General features: G+C 72.9%; 20 protein-coding genes. 11 read left to right on the top strand and 9 right to left on the bottom strand.

Annotated elements, in window-relative coordinates:
* Positions 1-274 precede the first annotated feature (274 nt).
* Positions 275-661 (bottom strand): RidA family protein, encoded by a 387-nt coding sequence (locus tag E1262_RS29560; RefSeq protein ID WP_132107924.1) that lies wholly within the window; start codon positions 659-661, stop codon positions 275-277.
* Positions 658-1,227: a helix-turn-helix domain-containing protein gene (locus E1262_RS29555; protein WP_132107923.1), complete on the bottom strand. Its 570-nt coding sequence runs from the start codon at positions 1,225-1,227 to the stop codon at positions 658-660. Before E1262_RS29555 ends, E1262_RS29560 begins: the two co-directional genes overlap by 4 nt.
* A gap of 100 nt (positions 1,228-1,327) precedes the next feature.
* Here E1262_RS29555 and E1262_RS29550 point away from each other — a divergent pair, with 100 nt between their 5' ends.
* The 3 genes from E1262_RS29550 (at position 1,328) to E1262_RS29540 (ending at position 4,097) form a co-directional block, all read left to right on the top strand.
* Complete coding sequence (locus tag E1262_RS29550; protein WP_132107922.1) at positions 1,328-1,720, top strand: RidA family protein; 393 nt, start codon at positions 1,328-1,330, stop codon at positions 1,718-1,720.
* 203 nt (positions 1,721-1,923) lie between these two features.
* Positions 1,924-3,510 carry a restriction endonuclease gene (locus E1262_RS29545; RefSeq protein WP_203454715.1) on the top strand — a complete coding sequence of 529 codons (1,587 nt, stop codon included), beginning with the start codon at positions 1,924-1,926 and terminating at the stop codon, positions 3,508-3,510.
* A 110-nt stretch (positions 3,511-3,620) separates the two neighbouring features.
* Complete coding sequence (locus tag E1262_RS29540) at positions 3,621-4,097, top strand: hypothetical protein (RefSeq protein WP_203454714.1); 477 nt, start codon at positions 3,621-3,623, stop codon at positions 4,095-4,097.
* Between the two features lie 8 nt (positions 4,098-4,105).
* Here E1262_RS29540 and E1262_RS29535 read toward each other — a convergent pair whose 3' ends face one another.
* Positions 4,106-4,849: a phosphotransferase gene (locus tag E1262_RS29535; RefSeq protein ID WP_132107921.1), complete on the bottom strand. Its 744-nt coding sequence runs from the start codon at positions 4,847-4,849 to the stop codon at positions 4,106-4,108.
* Positions 4,850-4,891: 42 nt separating this feature from the next.
* Here E1262_RS29535 and E1262_RS29530 point away from each other — a divergent pair, with 42 nt between their 5' ends.
* A complete protein-coding gene (locus E1262_RS29530) occupies positions 4,892-5,185 on the top strand; it encodes a Dabb family protein (RefSeq protein ID WP_132107920.1) in 294 nt (97 codons plus the stop codon).
* Here the strand turns inward: E1262_RS29530 and E1262_RS29525 are convergent.
* Genes E1262_RS29525 through E1262_RS29515 form a run of 3 tightly spaced genes read right to left on the bottom strand, consistent with a single transcriptional unit; the run spans position 5,167 to position 7,591 of the window.
* Positions 5,167-5,913: an MBL fold metallo-hydrolase gene (locus E1262_RS29525; protein WP_132107919.1), complete on the bottom strand. Its 747-nt coding sequence runs from the start codon at positions 5,911-5,913 to the stop codon at positions 5,167-5,169. The genes E1262_RS29530 and E1262_RS29525 overlap by 19 nt on opposite strands.
* Entirely contained in the window at positions 5,910-6,860 is a 951-nt protein-coding gene (locus E1262_RS29520) for a phosphotransferase (protein WP_132107918.1), read from the bottom strand. The genes E1262_RS29525 and E1262_RS29520 overlap by 4 nt, the downstream gene beginning before the upstream one ends.
* A gap of 29 nt (positions 6,861-6,889) precedes the next feature.
* Positions 6,890-7,591, bottom strand: a complete 702-nt coding sequence (locus E1262_RS29515; protein ID WP_132107917.1) for a B3/B4 domain-containing protein — start codon at positions 7,589-7,591, stop codon at positions 6,890-6,892.
* Between the two features lie 164 nt (positions 7,592-7,755).
* Between E1262_RS29515 and E1262_RS29510 the strand changes: the two genes are divergently transcribed.
* Positions 7,756-8,298, top strand: a complete 543-nt coding sequence (locus tag E1262_RS29510) for a VOC family protein (protein WP_203454713.1) — start codon at positions 7,756-7,758, stop codon at positions 8,296-8,298.
* Positions 8,299-8,316: 18 nt separating this feature from the next.
* Here E1262_RS29510 and E1262_RS30700 read toward each other — a convergent pair whose 3' ends face one another.
* Entirely contained in the window at positions 8,317-8,484 is a 168-nt protein-coding gene (locus tag E1262_RS30700; RefSeq protein ID WP_162606138.1) for a hypothetical protein, read from the bottom strand.
* A gap of 6 nt (positions 8,485-8,490) precedes the next feature.
* Between E1262_RS30700 and E1262_RS29505 the strand changes: the two genes are divergently transcribed.
* The 5 genes from E1262_RS29505 (at position 8,491) to E1262_RS29485 (ending at position 11,293) form a co-directional block, all read left to right on the top strand.
* A complete protein-coding gene (locus tag E1262_RS29505; RefSeq protein WP_132107916.1) occupies positions 8,491-8,742 on the top strand; it encodes a hypothetical protein in 252 nt (83 codons plus the stop codon).
* Between the two features lie 81 nt (positions 8,743-8,823).
* Positions 8,824-9,303: a DUF2975 domain-containing protein gene (locus E1262_RS29500; RefSeq protein WP_132107915.1), complete on the top strand. Its 480-nt coding sequence runs from the start codon at positions 8,824-8,826 to the stop codon at positions 9,301-9,303.
* Complete coding sequence (locus E1262_RS29495) at positions 9,303-9,518, top strand: helix-turn-helix domain-containing protein (RefSeq protein WP_132107914.1); 216 nt, start codon at positions 9,303-9,305, stop codon at positions 9,516-9,518. Before E1262_RS29500 ends, E1262_RS29495 begins: the two co-directional genes overlap by 1 nt.
* The gene (locus tag E1262_RS29490) at positions 9,494-10,642 is read left to right on the top strand and encodes an FAD-dependent oxidoreductase (RefSeq protein ID WP_132107913.1); all 1,149 of its coding nucleotides are present in this window, start codon (positions 9,494-9,496) and stop codon (positions 10,640-10,642) included. Before E1262_RS29495 ends, E1262_RS29490 begins: the two co-directional genes overlap by 25 nt.
* 153 nt (positions 10,643-10,795) lie before the next feature.
* Positions 10,796-11,293 (top strand): FBP domain-containing protein, encoded by a 498-nt coding sequence (locus tag E1262_RS29485; protein ID WP_132107912.1) that lies wholly within the window; start codon positions 10,796-10,798, stop codon positions 11,291-11,293.
* 200 nt (positions 11,294-11,493) lie between these two features.
* Here E1262_RS29485 and E1262_RS29480 read toward each other — a convergent pair whose 3' ends face one another.
* Positions 11,494-12,642 carry an NAD(P)/FAD-dependent oxidoreductase gene (locus tag E1262_RS29480; protein WP_132107911.1) on the bottom strand — a complete coding sequence of 383 codons (1,149 nt, stop codon included), beginning with the start codon at positions 12,640-12,642 and terminating at the stop codon, positions 11,494-11,496.
* Positions 12,643-12,670: 28 nt separating this feature from the next.
* Positions 12,671-13,477, bottom strand: a complete 807-nt coding sequence (locus E1262_RS29475; RefSeq protein ID WP_203454709.1) for a UbiA family prenyltransferase — start codon at positions 13,475-13,477, stop codon at positions 12,671-12,673.
* Positions 13,478-13,519: 42 nt separating this feature from the next.
* On the opposite strand from E1262_RS29475, the gene E1262_RS29470 reads away from it, so the two are divergent.
* Positions 13,520-14,428 (top strand): type III polyketide synthase (locus E1262_RS29470; RefSeq protein ID WP_132107909.1); only part of this gene is annotated, 909 nt, incomplete at its 3' end.

The following is a 14,428-nucleotide window of genomic DNA, read 5'->3' as shown; positions in this document are numbered from 1 at the left end:
GGTGGGGCGGGTGGTGGCAGCAGCTTCCGACCCGCCCCGATCCGCCACGGGAACGCGCTTCGGCGCCCGGATGAAACGTCCATGAACGCCGCGGCTCAGCCGCTCGCCCGCGTCACCCCCAGGGGCGCGCCCGGGCCGACCAGGTGAGCCGCCCGTTCTCGGCCGAGAGGATCGGCAAAGGCGACGACCTCGGCGACCAGCTCGCCTAAGTCGCCCGGCCGGCGTGCAAACTCGTGGACATCACTGGCATAGTGCCGACACTTTCTCTCGCTCCTCACTCCACCGCGATGGCATCGATCTCGAGGAGCCAGTCCTCGGAGTAGATGTCGGTGATGATGATCGTGAGCGCCGGACGGTGGTCGCCGAGCACCTCCTGGCGGATGCGGCTGTTCGCCTCGCGGTAGCGCCGGTCGGACAGGTACGTCGTGACCTTGGCGAGGTTCTGGACCCCCATGCCGGCCTCGGCCAGGACGGCGAGGACGTTGCGCCAGGTGAGCCGGCACTGCTCCTCGAACTCCGGCGGCACCCGGCCGTCGTCGTCGGCCCAGGGGACCTGGCCGCTGACGTACACCGTCCGGCGGGCACCGGTGACCAGCGTGCCATGGGTGTAGTTGCCGGTCGCCGCGGGCAGGCCGGCGGGGTCGAGCCGTTGGATGGTCATGCGGGCTCCTTCGCGACGTGCATGGCGGTGTAGTAGACGCACTCGGTGGTGCCGGGATTGGCGAACTCGTGCACGGCGTCGCCCGCGTAGTAGAGCGCGTCGCCGGTGGCGAGCCGGTGCCGGACGCCGTCGACGGTGACGGTGAGCTCGCCGGTCTCGACGGCGACGTACTCGCGCGACCCAGCGGCGTGCGCCGCGAACGAGCCGAGCACGACGCCGGCCGGGATGGTGGTGCGGATGAGCTCGAACTCGACGCCGGGCAGCGTGGGGGAGAGGATGCGCCGCTCCCAGCCGCCGGGGTCGGTGATGACCGGCTGCTCGGCGGCCCGCCGGACGATCACCCGCTCGGGCTGGTCCTCGCCCAGCAACCGCGCCACGGTGACGCCGAGCGCCGTCGCGAGCCGGGCTAGCACGAGGACGGTGGGGATCTTGGTGCCGCGCTCGATGTCGGAGATCATGCTCCGGCTCACCCCGCTGGCCGCCGCCAGCGCCTCCAGGCTCAGCTCGCGCCGGTGGCGCTGCGCCTTGAGCTGGGTTCGCAGCCGCTCCGGTAGGTCGTCCTCCATGGCGGAAGCATATCCACTATCGCGGCGCTGGCCGAGTTGACATGGAACGGCGGGCCCCGGAGGGTGAGCGACGTCCGCCCAGCCACCGAGGAGCACACGCGTGATCGAGTACATCGAGCCCGACCCCGACAACCCGCCGCCGGTGCCGCTGTCGTCGGCCGTACGGGTCGGCCGGCTGCTGTTCGTGTCGGGCCAGGCGTCGACGGAGCAGGGCTTGGGCATCGTGGCGGACACGTTCGACGGCGAGTTCCACCGCACGATCCGCAACCTGGAGGAGATCCTCGCGGCCGCCGGCGCCACGCTGCGCGACGTCGTGCAGGTGCGGGCGTTTCTGCGGGACGAGGAGTCGCGGGCCCGCTACAACGAGCTCTACACGCAGACGTTCCAGCCGCCGTACCCGGCGCGCACCACCGTCGGCAACCACTTCTCGTTCATCCAGATCGAGATCGACTGCGTGGCCGTGCTGCCCGACGGTATCGACCCGACGGTGTGACCCCGGGAGTCACAAACCGACGCATTTCCGAGAAAGCGACGCATCGTCGCTGGTTGCGGCGTCGATGAACGGTATTCTTCGCGACGCCGGGCGTTCACCGAGTTTTCATCGATAACGCCCGCGTGGCGGCTTTCTCGCTCTTTCGCCGCATTTTCCCGCCATATAATGATCCTTACCGTTGGGCGTCGAGTCTGGGGCGGATCATGACGCGACGGAGCAGCAGCGATTCCACCGACGAACCACAGCACCGAGTCACCCGGCGGCTCCCCGGTTCCGCCGCCGGGCACCCGGCCGGCGACGATCGGGCCGGCCACGACGAGCACGTCCGCCGGCAGCAGGCTGACGCGGCGGACATGACCAGCGCGGTCGCCGCCCGGGTGGCCGAGCTGGAGTCGATCCTGGTCGACGGCCTCGCTGCGGGCGGCCCCGTCTACTTCGATCAGCTCCGGCACAGCTACCGGCCATGGCCGTTCGTGCCCGACCGCGCGCTGGTCACCGCGGCCGAGGCGCCGGCGTGGGACGACTACGCGCCACCACCGATGGGCTGGGCCGCCCGGCTGCTGACAGGCGGCCGGCGGCGGGCGGCCGCGCAGGCCCGGACCAGGTTCGTGCGTGCCGTGCGGGTGCACCGCGAGCACGAGGCGCTGCGGCTGGCCGCCCTGGCCGAGGCCGAGCGCCGGCACGCCGTCGCCGAGGCATCGCGGCGCGAGCAGATCGAGCGCCACAACGCGCAGGTCGACCAGGTCGAGCTGGGCGTCGAGGCCGGCGACGCGCGGGCCGTCGCCGACTATTACCAGCTGCTCATAGAGGCGGCCCCGCTGCCGGACGGGCTGCCGGCGGCGGTCGACGTCGCCTACGAGCCGGACGAGCGCCGGCTGCTGGTGGTGCGCGAGCTCCCGGCGGTCGAGATCGTGCCCGTGGTCCGCGAGTACCAGTACGTGCGGTCACTGGACAAGGTCGCGCCGCGGCTGCGCACGGCCAAGGACATCCGCCGGCTCTACTCGGGCTTGGTGGCGCAGCTCGTCCTGCGCACGCTGCACGCGGCATTCGAGGTGCAGCCGCCCGGGCTGGTCAACGCGGTCGCCGTCAACGCGCACGTCTCGACCCGCAACCGCGCGACGGGACGGTCGGAGCATCCGTGCCTGGTCAGCGTCACCGCCACCCGCGAGCAGTTCGGCGACCTCGTCCTGACCCGGCTCGACCCGCGCGAGTGCCTGCGCCACCTCGCCGCAGTCGTCTCGCCGCACCCGTGGGACCTGGAGGCGGTCCCGCCGATCTTCGACCCCGACCTGTCCCGGTACCGCCTGGTCGAGCCGCGGGACGCCGCCGCGGTACTGGACGGCCGGCCGGTACTGCTGCAACTGCGGCCGGTCGAGTTCGAGCACCTCGTACGCCAGATGTTCGAGGCGATGGGCATGCGCGCCTGGACGACGCAGGCCTCCGGCGACGACGGCGTCGACGCGGTCGCCGTCAACACCGACCCGATCATGGGCGGCGTCTGCGTCGTCCAGGCCAAGCGCTACCGCAAGGTCGTCCCGCCGGACGCCGTCCGGGCGCTGGCCGGCGCGATGGAGGACAAGCGCGCCGGCCGCGGCGTCCTCGTCACGACGTCGTGGTTCGGCCGGGCGACGCACGAGTTCGCGGCTCGGCACGGGCGCATCCAGCTGATCGACGGCGGCCAGCTGGAGCACATGCTCGCCGAGCACCTCGGCCTGCGTGTCACCATCGGTCCGCTGCAACGGCCGATTCCGCGGCAGCCCGGGCCGTCACCGGACGCCGGCCGGACGTGAATCAGGCGCCGTTGTGAGACAGATGCGGTAATGATCTTGCGCTCGGGCGGGTTGTCCGCCACTGTCGTTCGTGACAATCCGGTTGTTGCAGGGCAAGGAGGATCCACCGGATGAAACGTGTCATCTCAGCGCTCGTCTTCGTCCTGTTCCTGCTGCTCGGTCTCGCCGCGCCCGCGGCCGCCGGCGAAGACTCCGACCCGACGATCGGCGGGGACGAACGGATGGCGGTGGCGTCCGGTCCGTGCGGCTCGTCGTACCGGCACATCGGGCACTACCCCATCGGGTCGTCGCCGGTGCTCGGCTACATGGACGTCTACTGGTCCAGCACGTCGAAGCGCAACTGCATGGTCGTCAACCATTCCAGCGCCACCTACGGCACCAAGCTGTACACCGAGGCGAGCATCTGGCCGTACGGCTCGTCGCCGCCGTCGTGCCCCAGCAGCGTCGGCTGCGACGGCGGCATGTACAGCTACTACGCCGGTCCGGTCTACACGCCTGCGGGCGTGGACATGTCGAACCGCTGCGTCAACATCAAGGGCGTGGTCGACTGGACGACGGCCACCCGCACCCGCATCCACTGCGGCTGACGCCGGTCTCAATGGCCGGTGCGGGCACGCAGCTCGGCGAGCCGGCGCGCCGCGTACTCCGGCTCGGCGACCCAGCAGGTGGCCACCTCCCAGGCGACGCCGGCCGTCACCAGGTGGGCGCGGTCCATCGGCACCGGCACGTCGACGTCCTCGGGAAGGTGGGCGAAGTCGAGCCACGGCACGTCGACCCGCGACTCGTCCCAGTCGATCAGCGTGACCCGCTCGCCGTCGACGAGCACGTTCCCCGCGCCGAGATCACCGTGGACGGCAGCCGGCGGTGCCGGCGGGAGCCGACGCCAGCAGTCCCGAATGAGCTCCGCGGCGCCGTCCGGCAGCGCCGCCAGGTCGACGTCGCCGCCGCGGGCCGCCGTCAGCAGCGCCATGCTGCTCGCGAACCCCGGCCGCTGCGGCCAGTTCGGCGTGCACCGGTGTACGGCGGCGGCCGCCGCGACGACCCGCCGCCAGTCGTCCGCGGTCGACGGCGGCCGGCCGGGGACGAACGGGTGCACCAGCACGCCGCCGTGGTCGCGCCGCCCGTCGTCGGCAGCGACGATCTCGGCGACGGCGACACCGTGCGCCGCGAGGTGGTCCAGCAGGTCGAGTTCCCAAGTCAGCGCCGGTGCAGGGCGGCCGGACACGCGCACGACGAACCGCTCGGAGCCGCGACGGGCCAGGAACACCGGGTTCCGGGCACCACCCGATAGCGGCTCGAGCAGGTCGAGGCCGCGCCAGGCGCTGACGTCGGGCACCATCCGGACGTTCTACCAGGAACGGCCCTCCGTTACGCTCCGACCATGATCCGCCACACCGTCGCCTTCCGCCTCCGTCACCCCGCCGGCTCGGACGAGGAGCGCACCTTCCTCGAGGCCGCCCTCGCGCTCGCGGACATCCCCGGCGTCCAGCGGTTCGAGCAGCTCCGGCAGACCAGCCCGAAGAACGACTTCAGCTTCGGCTTCTCCATGGAGTTCGCCGACCAGGCGGCCTACGACGGCTACAACGAGCATCCGGTGCACGTCGCGTTCGTCGCGCAGCGGTGGGCCACCGAGGTCGACGACTTCCTCGAGCTCGACTACGAGCCGATCGGCTGAGCGGCCCCGGGCGCGGCGACGCTCACGTTCGTCGCGCCGGTGCGCTCGGCCGCGGCGACGAACGTGGCGGGGTCCAGACCCGGCCACAGGTGCGTGAGCATGATCCGCCGGGCATCGGCGGCCGCCGCCTGCTCGGCCGCCTGGACGGCGCTGCAGAGCAACCCGGCGTCCTCGTCCGGTACGGCGTGGGGATAGGTCGCCTCGACGAGCAGCAGGTCGGCATCGCGGGCCAGCTCGACCAGCGCCGCGTCCGGGCCGGCGTCGCCGCTGTAGGTCAGCGTGCCGGCGCCGTCGGTGATCCGCACGCCGAGGTTGGGTAAGTGGTGCGGCAGCAGCGCGGACGTGACGTCGAACGGCCCGACGCGGACGCGCCCGCCGTCGGTGAGCACCACCGGCTCGACGGCCCTGCTCATCGCGCGCATCGAGTCCAGCGCCAGGACGGCGTCGACAGCGCCCGCCGGGGCGTATACCGGCAGCGCCGCGGGCGGTTCGTCGCTCAGCGCCCGGGCCCGCAGCAGCGGGTTGAGATCGGCGCAGTGGTCCGGATGCCCGTGCGAGACGACGACGGCGTCGACCGCCGCCGCGTCGACGACCTCCAGCAGCCGCGGGAGGACGGCGTACCCCGGATCGACCAGCAGCCGGAAGCCGTCCTGCTCCAGCAGGTAACCGCCGCAGGCCTGGCCGGCCGCCGGCCAGGCGCCGCAGCCGCCGAACACGGTGAGCCTCATCGGGAGATCGCCGCCAGCAGGAGGTCGAGTCGCTCCCGCGTGTGCGGGTCGTCGAGGACCTCGCGGATCCAGGCCTCCGCGTGCGGCCGGCCCGGCGAGCGGTCGTTCGGCCGCAGCCAGTCGGTGGCCGCGAGCTCGGTGATGTGGCCGAGCTGCGCGATCAGCATGGAGAAGTCGCCGCGGCCGGTGATGCGGGCCGGGCCGCCGGCGTCCTCGTAGGCGGCGACGAGCGCTCGGGCCCGGCCGGGATCGGTGCGCGCGTATTCGAACAGCACGACGGCGAGCTCCTGCGCCGGGCCGGCCGGGCCGCTGTTCTCCCAGTCGATGATGCAGACGCCGCCGGCCGCCGTCGGGACGAGGTTGTCCGCCACGAGGTCGCGGTGGCAGGTCCGCGGCGTGGCCGGGGGAGTGAGCCACGACTCCAACTCGACGAGCTCGTCGCGCAGCGCGGCGAGGTCGCCGGCGAACGGGGCGCCGGCGGCGTCCAGCTCCGTGAGCAGCACGTCCCACCGCGTCGCGCCGACCGGGTCGAGGTACCAGCGGTCGGGAGCGGTGAACGGCGCGGCCGGCTCGGCGTCCGCCACGCAGTGGCTCGCGGCCACGGCGGCGCCGACCAGCTCCGGGTCGAGCAGCGGATCGGGGTCGCCCAGGTCGAACCACTCGTAGACCCGCAGCCGGACCCCGCCGACGACGGCGAACAGGTCGCCATCGGTGGTGCGGCGGATCCGCGGCGCCGGGACGCCCGCCGCGACGGCCGCCTCCTGGAACGCGGCGGCGGGGGCGAGCGCGTCCTCGTCCTCGTGCCGGAACGGGACCTTCACCGCCCACCGTCCGTCCGTGGTGGTGAGCCGCCAGACGGCGCCCTGCTTGCCGCGGGCGACCGGGCCTTCGGAGAGCGTCGCACGGGCGCCGAGGTCGAAGCGGTCGGCGATGGTGGCGGCGTCCACGGCGCCACTCCATCACAGGAGCGGCGGCGTCAGCCAGCGAGTTCCACGGCCGGCCGCGTGCTCGTCAGGATCGTCACCCGCGGCGCCACCCCGGGCCAGGCCTTGGCGACGTCGGCTGCCAGCGCGGTCAGCAGCGCCTCGACGTCGGCGGCGGCGCCCGGGTGCAGTGCCTCGGACACGATCAGGACGTCGCGGGTCTCCGGCCGGACGATCGACGTGCCGCTCTGCTTGTGCGTCCAGCGCCGCGCGTGCGCCTGACCGGCCTCGTCGGCGAAGATCACCTCGCCGGGCGGCGGCCGCTCCACCTCGCCGGTGAACGTCGTGTACGTTTCGTCGCCGTGCGCCCGGCGGACCTCCAGATCGCCCTTGACGCGGTCGCGGTCCAGCGCGGCGACCGGGATCGCGGCCGCCGCCGACGCCGCGTTGCACAGGTCGACGAGCGGGTGGATCCGTGGCAGCGTGCCGTCCTTGCCCAACCGGCGCAGCAGCGACTCCGCGGCGCACCGGTACTGCGTCGGCTTCAGGCCCATCGCGGCGAACGTGCGCCGCCAGGCCTGCAGTTGCGGCAGCGCGCTGGCCGGCCCGTTGCGCAGTCGCTCGCGGGCCTGGTCGACATACCGCTCGACGGGATCGTCGGGCGCGGCTCGGTCGCTGACCCCGTCGACGACGAGGACCCCGGCGGCCAGTGTGGGGTGATCGGCCCAGATCTCGGGCGCGTGGCGGAACCGCATGCGCGCCATCATCGCTCCGGCTCGCCGTTCGCGGCAGGGCCAGCCGGACGTTCGTGCACTGGGCCAGACGTTCGAGTGCGGTCACCGTAATGAACGGCTAATCGCGCCCGCACCGGCCGCCCGTCGCATTCCTCGGGGCCGTAGCTCACACCGTCGCGTTGATCGTGGAGAAACGCCCCTTTCCAACGTCGCGAAAGGGGACCTTGTCCATGATCAACCGTCACGGCGCTGACGGCCTGACCCGCTGCACGGAGAATGTCCAGCCGCCATCGGCTCCGCCCGCGGATATCGGCGTACAGTCGACGTGGGGGGTGATCGGCATGCTCAACGACTATCCGGTCTACGCCACGATCGCGACGGGCGACCTGGCACGAGCACGATCCTTCTACGAACAGACGCTGGGGTTCACCGTCGAGATGGAGGACCCGACCGGCGGAGTCTTCTACCGGTCGGGAGCGACGCGCTTCCTCCTCTACGAGAGCCAGTTCGCAGGCACTGCGCAGCAGACGGTGGCGACCTGGGTCGTCGACGACGCAGACGCGATGATCGACGAACTGGTCGGCAAGGGCGTGACGTTCGAGCAGTACGACCTGCCGGGGCTCAAGACCGACGAGCGGGGGATGGCCGAGCTGGGCCCGTTCCGGGGCGCTTGGTTCAAGGACCCCGACGGCAACATCCTGAACGTCGGCACAGGTCCGGCGGCCTGACGGGCGCCCGTCGCGGCGTCAGCCGAGCAGCTGGCGCCGTTGGCTCCTCACGCCCGCCTCGAACCGGGTGCGGGCGCCGAGCAGCTCCATCAGCTCGGCGACCCGCCGCTCCTCGCCGTCGACTACGACGTGGACGTCGACCTGCGTAACCGGGCGCCGCATCCGCGTGAGCGCCGCGGGCCGCATGAGGTCGTGCTGACGGTCGCGCACCCCGAGGGCGCCGAGCCGAGCCCCGTCGACGAGGTCGTGCTGGAGGTGTCCTACGACGACGGCGCGAGCTGGCAGCGGGTCCGCGACGTGCGCGAGCGCGACGGCGGCCGGTACGCCGCGAGGCTCGACGACCGCGGCGCGGCCGGCGAATTCCTCTCGCTGCGGGTCACGGCGTCGGATGTCGAGGGCAACACCGTCGAGCAGGAGATCATCCGGGCGTACGCGCTCCGGTAAGCGGCACCGGCCCGATCGGACACGACTGGCTGTCGAGCGAAATCTATTGACAATCGATCGATAGCCAGCGAAAGTCGACGCATGCCGTCCAAGCACCGGGCACTGGGCCTGCTCCGCGTCCTGCTCGTCCTGCTGTTCGCCGGGCTGGTGGTGGCGCAGGTAGCGATCCTGCCGGGAACCCTCGCGTACCTGGCCGACGAGGAGCCCGACCTCGCCTACCTGCAGTGGCCGGCGCTGGTGTTCTCGATCGTCGAGCTGCTGTGCGTCCAGGTCGTCATCGTCTGCACGTGGCAGCTGCTCGGCATGGTCAAGGCCGACCGCATCTTCAGCGAGGGCGCGTTCGTCTGGGTGAACACGATCGTGTGGACGATGGCCGCCGCGTGGGTGCTGCTATTCGGCGCGTTCGTCTACGTCACCGTCCTGGTCTCCGGGCCCGGGCTGCCGGTGCTGCTGTTCGGCGTGATGCTGGCCGGGGGAGTGCTGGTCCTGCTGATGGTCGTCATGCGGGCGCTGCTGCGTCAGGCCACCATCCTGCGCTCCGACATGGACGCGGTGATCTGATGCCCATCGTCGTGCGCATCGACGTCGAACTGGCGAAGCGGAAGATGAGCGTCGGCGAGTTCGCCGAGCGGGTCGGACTGACGCCGGCCAACGTCGCCGTGCTGAAGAACGGCCGGGCCAAGGCGGTGCGGTTCAGCACGCTGGAGTCGATGTGCCGGGTGCTCCAATGCCAGCCCGGTGACCTGCTCGAATGGGTTCCGGACGGCGACGAGTGAACGTCGACGTCCTGGTCGTGGGAGCCGGGCTGGCCGGACTCCACACGGCGACGCTGCTGGCCCGGCGCGGGCACGACGTGCTGCTGACCGAACGGCGGCCGCGGCTCGACGGCGCGATCCGGACGACCGGGATCTTCGTCCGCCGCACCCTCGACGACTTCGAGCTGCCGGCGGACTGCCTGGGGCCGCCGATCCGCCGCGTCGTGCTCTACCCGCCGAACCGGCGCCGTCCGGTGACCCTGGTCAGCGAGCGCGACGAGTACCGCGTCGGCGACATGGGGCCGCTGTACGTCGACGCGGCCCGAACGGCGACGGACGCCGGAGTGCGCGTCCTGCTGGGCACCCGCTACGAGGGCCGGGGCCGTTCGTCGTTCCTGCTGACCGGGCCGGACGGGCCGATCCGGGTGCGGGCGCGCTTCGTCGTCGGCGCCGACGGCGCGCGCTCGCGGGTCGCCAGGGACCTGGCGCTGGACCGCAACCAGCACCTGCTCGCCGGCGCCGAGGAGGTCTTCGCGATCGGCGCCTCGGACCGGCCGCCGACGTTCCATTGCGTCATCGATCCGGCGATCGCCCCCGGCTACCTCGCATGGGTGGTAGACGACGGCCGGCACGCGCACGTCGGCGTCGCCGGCTACGCCGACCGCTTCCCGCACGGCATGCGTCGGGCGCTGACTCGGTTCAGCGCGGCCGCGCCCGGCCTCGACGGCGTCGAGCGTACGGACGGCGGCGAGGTCGAGCGGCGCGGCGGCCCGATCCCCGTCGGCGGAGTGCTGCGCCGCATCAGCTGCGTCGACGGCCTGCTGGTCGGCGATGCCGCGGGCGCGGTCTCGCCGCTCACGGCCGGCGGCCTCGACCCGTGCCTGCGGCTGTCCGAGCACGCGGCCGCCGTCCTCGACGACGCCCTGAGCAGCGGCCGGCCCGACGCCCTGGCCCATTACGACGGCGCCACACTGCGGGCGCACTTCCGCGGCCGGCTGGCGCTGCGGCACGGGCTGGCCCACGTCAGGTCGCCGGTGGTTGCGGCGGCGGCGTTCGCCGTGCTGCGCACGTCGCCCGGCCAGGCCGCCGCCCGCCGCATCCTCTTCGGCGACGCGTCGTTCCCGAATCGCCCGGTCAGCTCTTGACGACGTCGTAGCCCAGGTGGGTGGACGCGGTCGCGTTGGACGATCCGGCTGGGATGTCGACGCGGTTCGCACGTCGACGATCGTTGATGATCATCATCCTCGCCGCGGTAAACACTTTGCCCTGGCGAATCGCCCAGAGTTAGCGTCGCGAGCATGAGGCCGATCACCGAGAGCGACATCCGCCGCTCCTTCGTCAACTGCTCCAAGGGCGAGGCGCAGCGGCTGGCCGTCCCTCGCGACCTCGACGAGCAGCCGTGGGACGACCTCGACTTCCTCGGCTGGCGCGATCCCGGCGCCCCCGACCGCGGCTATCTCGTCACCCACCGCGACGACGGCCTCATCGGCATCACCCTGCGGGCCGCGCCGAAGGCCGCTCGCGGCTTCGCCAGCCGCAGCATGTGCTCGCTCTGCCTGACGACCCACACCAGCGGCGGCGTGTCGCTCATGACGGCCCGCCGCGCCGGCGAGGCCGGCCGGCAGGGCAACACCGTGGGTCAGTACCTCTGCGGCGACCTCGCCTGCTCTCTGTACGTCCGCGGCCGCAAGAAGTCGATCGTCAGCGCCGAGATCGACGAGACCATCACCGTCGAGGAGAAGGTGGCCCGCGCCCGGCAGAACCTGGCCACGTTCATCGGGACCGTGCTCAAGTGAGGCTCTTCTGCTGCATCCGTGGGTGCGTGGCCGCGACGGTGTCAGATCGCCGCGAGGTTCAGCGCTGCACGACACACGGCACTTGCGGCGAGTGAGACGCGCGCCAGGCGCGTAATCTCAGCCCGCATCTCATGTTGATCTTGGAGCTGTTCGGCAATTGCGGGATGAAATGTCCGATAGATGGCCGAACAAGTCCAAGATCAACACCGGGTCGGTGTGAGCGCGCGGGCGAGCCCGGCCACCACGCGGCGGGTGAGCCGCCCCGATCCCAGGCCGAGGTCGACCAGGTCGTCGAAGACGCGCTGGTCGCGGTCCGCCGCCACGATGCCGGCCGTCAGCACCGCCGGCAGCACCGACAGGCGCGCGGCCACGACGGAGTGCCGGAGGTGCGGACCGAGCAGCGTGCGCACGGCCGTCCGGTAACGCGCACCAGCCGTCGACGGCCGCCCCTCGGTCACCGCCGCCGCGGCCGCCCGCCCGGCCAGTGCTCCCGTGGCGACGGCGTAGTGGATACCCTCGCCGGTCATCGGGTTGACCAGCCCGGCGGCATCGCCGGTCAGGAGCAGCCGGCCGTCGGGCTGCGTCCAGCGCCACGACGACAACGGCAGATGGTGGCCGCGCCAGTCGGCGCCGTCGCCCGGCCCGTCCATGGTGCCGGGGAGCAGCTCGCCGAGCCGCCGTAGCAGCACCGCCCGGGTCAGGCCGTCGGTGCCGAAGGCGCCGTAGCCGACGTTGGCCAGGCCGTCGCCGCGGTCGAAGCACCAGGCGTAGGCCTGGCGGCGGCGGGGGTCGAACGCGATGACCTGCCGGCCCGACCACCGTGGCGGCGTCGCGACGTACCCGCGCAGTGCGACGGCGCGGTGGCGTACCTCGGGCACCCCGGCGGCGCGGCGGACGACGGAGTAGGCGCCGTCCGCGCCGACCACCACCCGGGCCGCGAGGTCGTCGTCGACGGCCACAGCGTCGCCCCGCACTCGCACCTTGCGCACTCGATGCCGCTCCAGCCGCGCCCCCGCGGCGACCGCGGCCGCGACCAGCCGGTCGTCGAGAACGGTGCGCGGGACGACGCGGACCGCCCGGCGCATCTGGCGCGACACCCGGCGGCTCCCGTGCGACAGGTCCAGGCGCCGCACCGGCGTCCAGTCGTCCAGCAGACCGGGGACGCCCAGCCCGGCGAGCACGTCGGCCGCCTCCGGCGAGACGCCGTCGCCGCAGGCCTTGTCGCGTGGGAACGCGGCGCGGTCGAGCAGCAGCACCCGCAGGTCGGGAGCCGCCGACAGCGCGCCGAGCGCCGTCGCCGCGCCGGCCGGTCCGCCGCCCACGACGACGAGGTCCCACGGGTCACCCATGGGAGTGCACTACCCAGGTACGCCGGGCTCAGCTGCGCAGCACGAGCAACACCACGTCGACCAGTGCGATGGCCATCGCGGCGCGGAACGGCGTCGACCCGCCGCCGCGGAGCGCCGTCACGACGAGGACCCCGACGACGCCCAGCCCTGCCCACGCCCATACCGGCGGCCGGCCCGGGCCGAGCACGACCAGCACCGACGCGGCCGCGAGCACGATCACCGCGATCAGCCGGGCCCGCGCCGGGCCCAGCCGGTGCGGCAGCCCGCGCACGCCGGTCGCCGCGTCGTCGTCGAGGTCCGGCAGCACGTTGACCAGGTGCGCGCCGACCCCGAGCAGCGCGCCGGCCGCGACCATCCACCAGGGCGGCCACACGGGCGGGTCGAGGGCGAGGCTCGCCACGGCGGGCAACAGCCCGAACGCGACCGCGTACGGCAGCCAGGACAGCGACGTCCGCTTCAGCACCACGTTGTACGCCACCCCGCAGCCGACGAGGACCAGATGCAACGACCCGGCCGCCAGCCCCAGGGCCAGGGACAGGACCACGCAGGCCACGGCGGCGACCACCAGCGCGACGCCGACCACCCGCGCCGAGACCCGGCCGGTGACCAGCGGTTTGTCCGCGCGGCCGACAGCACGGTCGCGCCCGGCGTCGACGAGGTCGTTGGACCAGCCGACGGTCAGCTGGCCGGTGAAGACGGCCGCGACCACGAGGACGAGCGCGCCGGCGTCGTGTCCCAGCCGCAGCGCCAGCAGCCCGGCGAGCGCCGTCACCGCCAGCGTCGGCTCGGGATGGCAGGCCCGGACCAGGCCGGCCGTCGCTGTCACCACCGCCACGATCCGAAGTTTAGGGTCGGCGGATTTGCCTACTACAAGACAATGACGCGCATCCTGTCCGTCCGCGGCGCCCTGCCGGACCACAAGTATGCGCAGGCCGACCTGACCGCCGAGTTCGCCCGCATCATCGCCCCGGCCGGACGGTACGACCATGCGCTGCTGGAACGCCTGCACGCCCACACCGGTGTGAGCACGCGGCACCTCGCACTGCCGAAGGAGCGCTACGCGACGCTCCGCGACTTCGGTGAGGCCAACGACGCGTTCATCGCCGCCGCCGTCGAACTGGGATCCCGCGCGGTCACCGACGCCCTCGACGCCGCCGGCCTGACGCCCTCCGACGTCGACCAGATCGTCGCGACGACGATCACCGGCATCGCGGTGCCGTCACTGGACGCCAGGATCGCCGGCCGGATCGGGCTGCGCCCGGACGTGAAGCGGGTGCCGATCGTCGGCCTCGGCTGCGTGGCCGGCGCTGCGGGGATCGCTCGCCTACACGACTACCTGCTCGGACACCCCGGTGACGTCGCGGTCCTGCTGTCGGTGGAACTGTGCTCGCTGACGGTGCAGCGCAACGACGCGTCGATCCCCAACCTCGTCGCCAGCGGCCTGTTCGGCGACGGCGCCGCCGCGGTGGTCGCGGCCGGCTCGGAACGGGTGGCCGCGCTGGTGCCGCCGGTCGGGGCGCGCGTCCGCCCAGCGGTGCTGGCCAGCCGGAGCCGGCTCTACGAGGACACCGAGCGAACGATGGGCTGGGACGTCGGGCCCACCGGGTTGCGCATCGTGCTCAGCGCGGACGTGCCGGCGCTGGTGCGCGGGCAGGTCGGCGGCGACGTCGACCGCTTCCTGTCCGAGCAGGGGTTGCGGCGCGAGGACATCGAGTGGTGGGTGTGCCATCCGGGTGGGCCGAAAGTGCTCGAGGCGATGCAGGACGCACTCGGGGTGGGCCGGGAC

The organism is Jiangella aurantiaca, from assembly GCF_004349105.1.
Classification (GTDB): domain Bacteria; phylum Actinomycetota; class Actinomycetes; order Jiangellales; family Jiangellaceae; genus Jiangella; species Jiangella aurantiaca.
The sequence above is the reverse complement of the archived record's forward strand: the minus strand, read 5'-3'. Positions and strand labels throughout refer to the sequence as shown.

Excerpts from the sequence above, each read along its gene's own strand:
- E1262_RS29560 (WP_132107924.1), bottom strand. The coding sequence starts at position 661 with ATGACCATCCAACGGCTCGACCCCGCCGGCCTGCCCGCGGCGACCGGC.
- E1262_RS29555 (WP_132107923.1), bottom strand. The coding sequence starts at position 1,227 with ATGGAGGACGACCTACCGGAGCGGCTGCGAACCCAGCTCAAGGCGCAG.
- E1262_RS29545 (WP_203454715.1), top strand. The coding sequence starts at position 1,924 with ATGACGCGACGGAGCAGCAGCGATTCCACCGACGAACCACAGCACCGA.
- E1262_RS29540 (WP_203454714.1), top strand. The coding sequence starts at position 3,621 with ATGAAACGTGTCATCTCAGCGCTCGTCTTCGTCCTGTTCCTGCTGCTC.
- E1262_RS29535 (WP_132107921.1), bottom strand. The coding sequence starts at position 4,849 with ATGGTGCCCGACGTCAGCGCCTGGCGCGGCCTCGACCTGCTCGAGCCG.
- E1262_RS29530 (WP_132107920.1), top strand. The coding sequence starts at position 4,892 with ATGATCCGCCACACCGTCGCCTTCCGCCTCCGTCACCCCGCCGGCTCG.
- E1262_RS29525 (WP_132107919.1), bottom strand. The coding sequence starts at position 5,913 with ATGAGGCTCACCGTGTTCGGCGGCTGCGGCGCCTGGCCGGCGGCCGGC.
- E1262_RS29515 (WP_132107917.1), bottom strand. The coding sequence starts at position 7,591 with ATGCGGTTCCGCCACGCGCCCGAGATCTGGGCCGATCACCCCACACTG.
- E1262_RS30700 (WP_162606138.1), bottom strand. The coding sequence starts at position 8,484 with ATGCGGCCCGCGGCGCTCACGCGGATGCGGCGCCCGGTTACGCAGGTC.
- E1262_RS29500 (WP_132107915.1), top strand. The coding sequence starts at position 8,824 with ATGCCGTCCAAGCACCGGGCACTGGGCCTGCTCCGCGTCCTGCTCGTC.
- E1262_RS29495 (WP_132107914.1), top strand. The coding sequence starts at position 9,303 with ATGCCCATCGTCGTGCGCATCGACGTCGAACTGGCGAAGCGGAAGATG.
- E1262_RS29490 (WP_132107913.1), top strand. The coding sequence starts at position 9,494 with ATGGGTTCCGGACGGCGACGAGTGAACGTCGACGTCCTGGTCGTGGGA.
- E1262_RS29485 (WP_132107912.1), top strand. The coding sequence starts at position 10,796 with ATGAGGCCGATCACCGAGAGCGACATCCGCCGCTCCTTCGTCAACTGC.
- E1262_RS29480 (WP_132107911.1), bottom strand. The coding sequence starts at position 12,642 with ATGGGTGACCCGTGGGACCTCGTCGTCGTGGGCGGCGGACCGGCCGGC.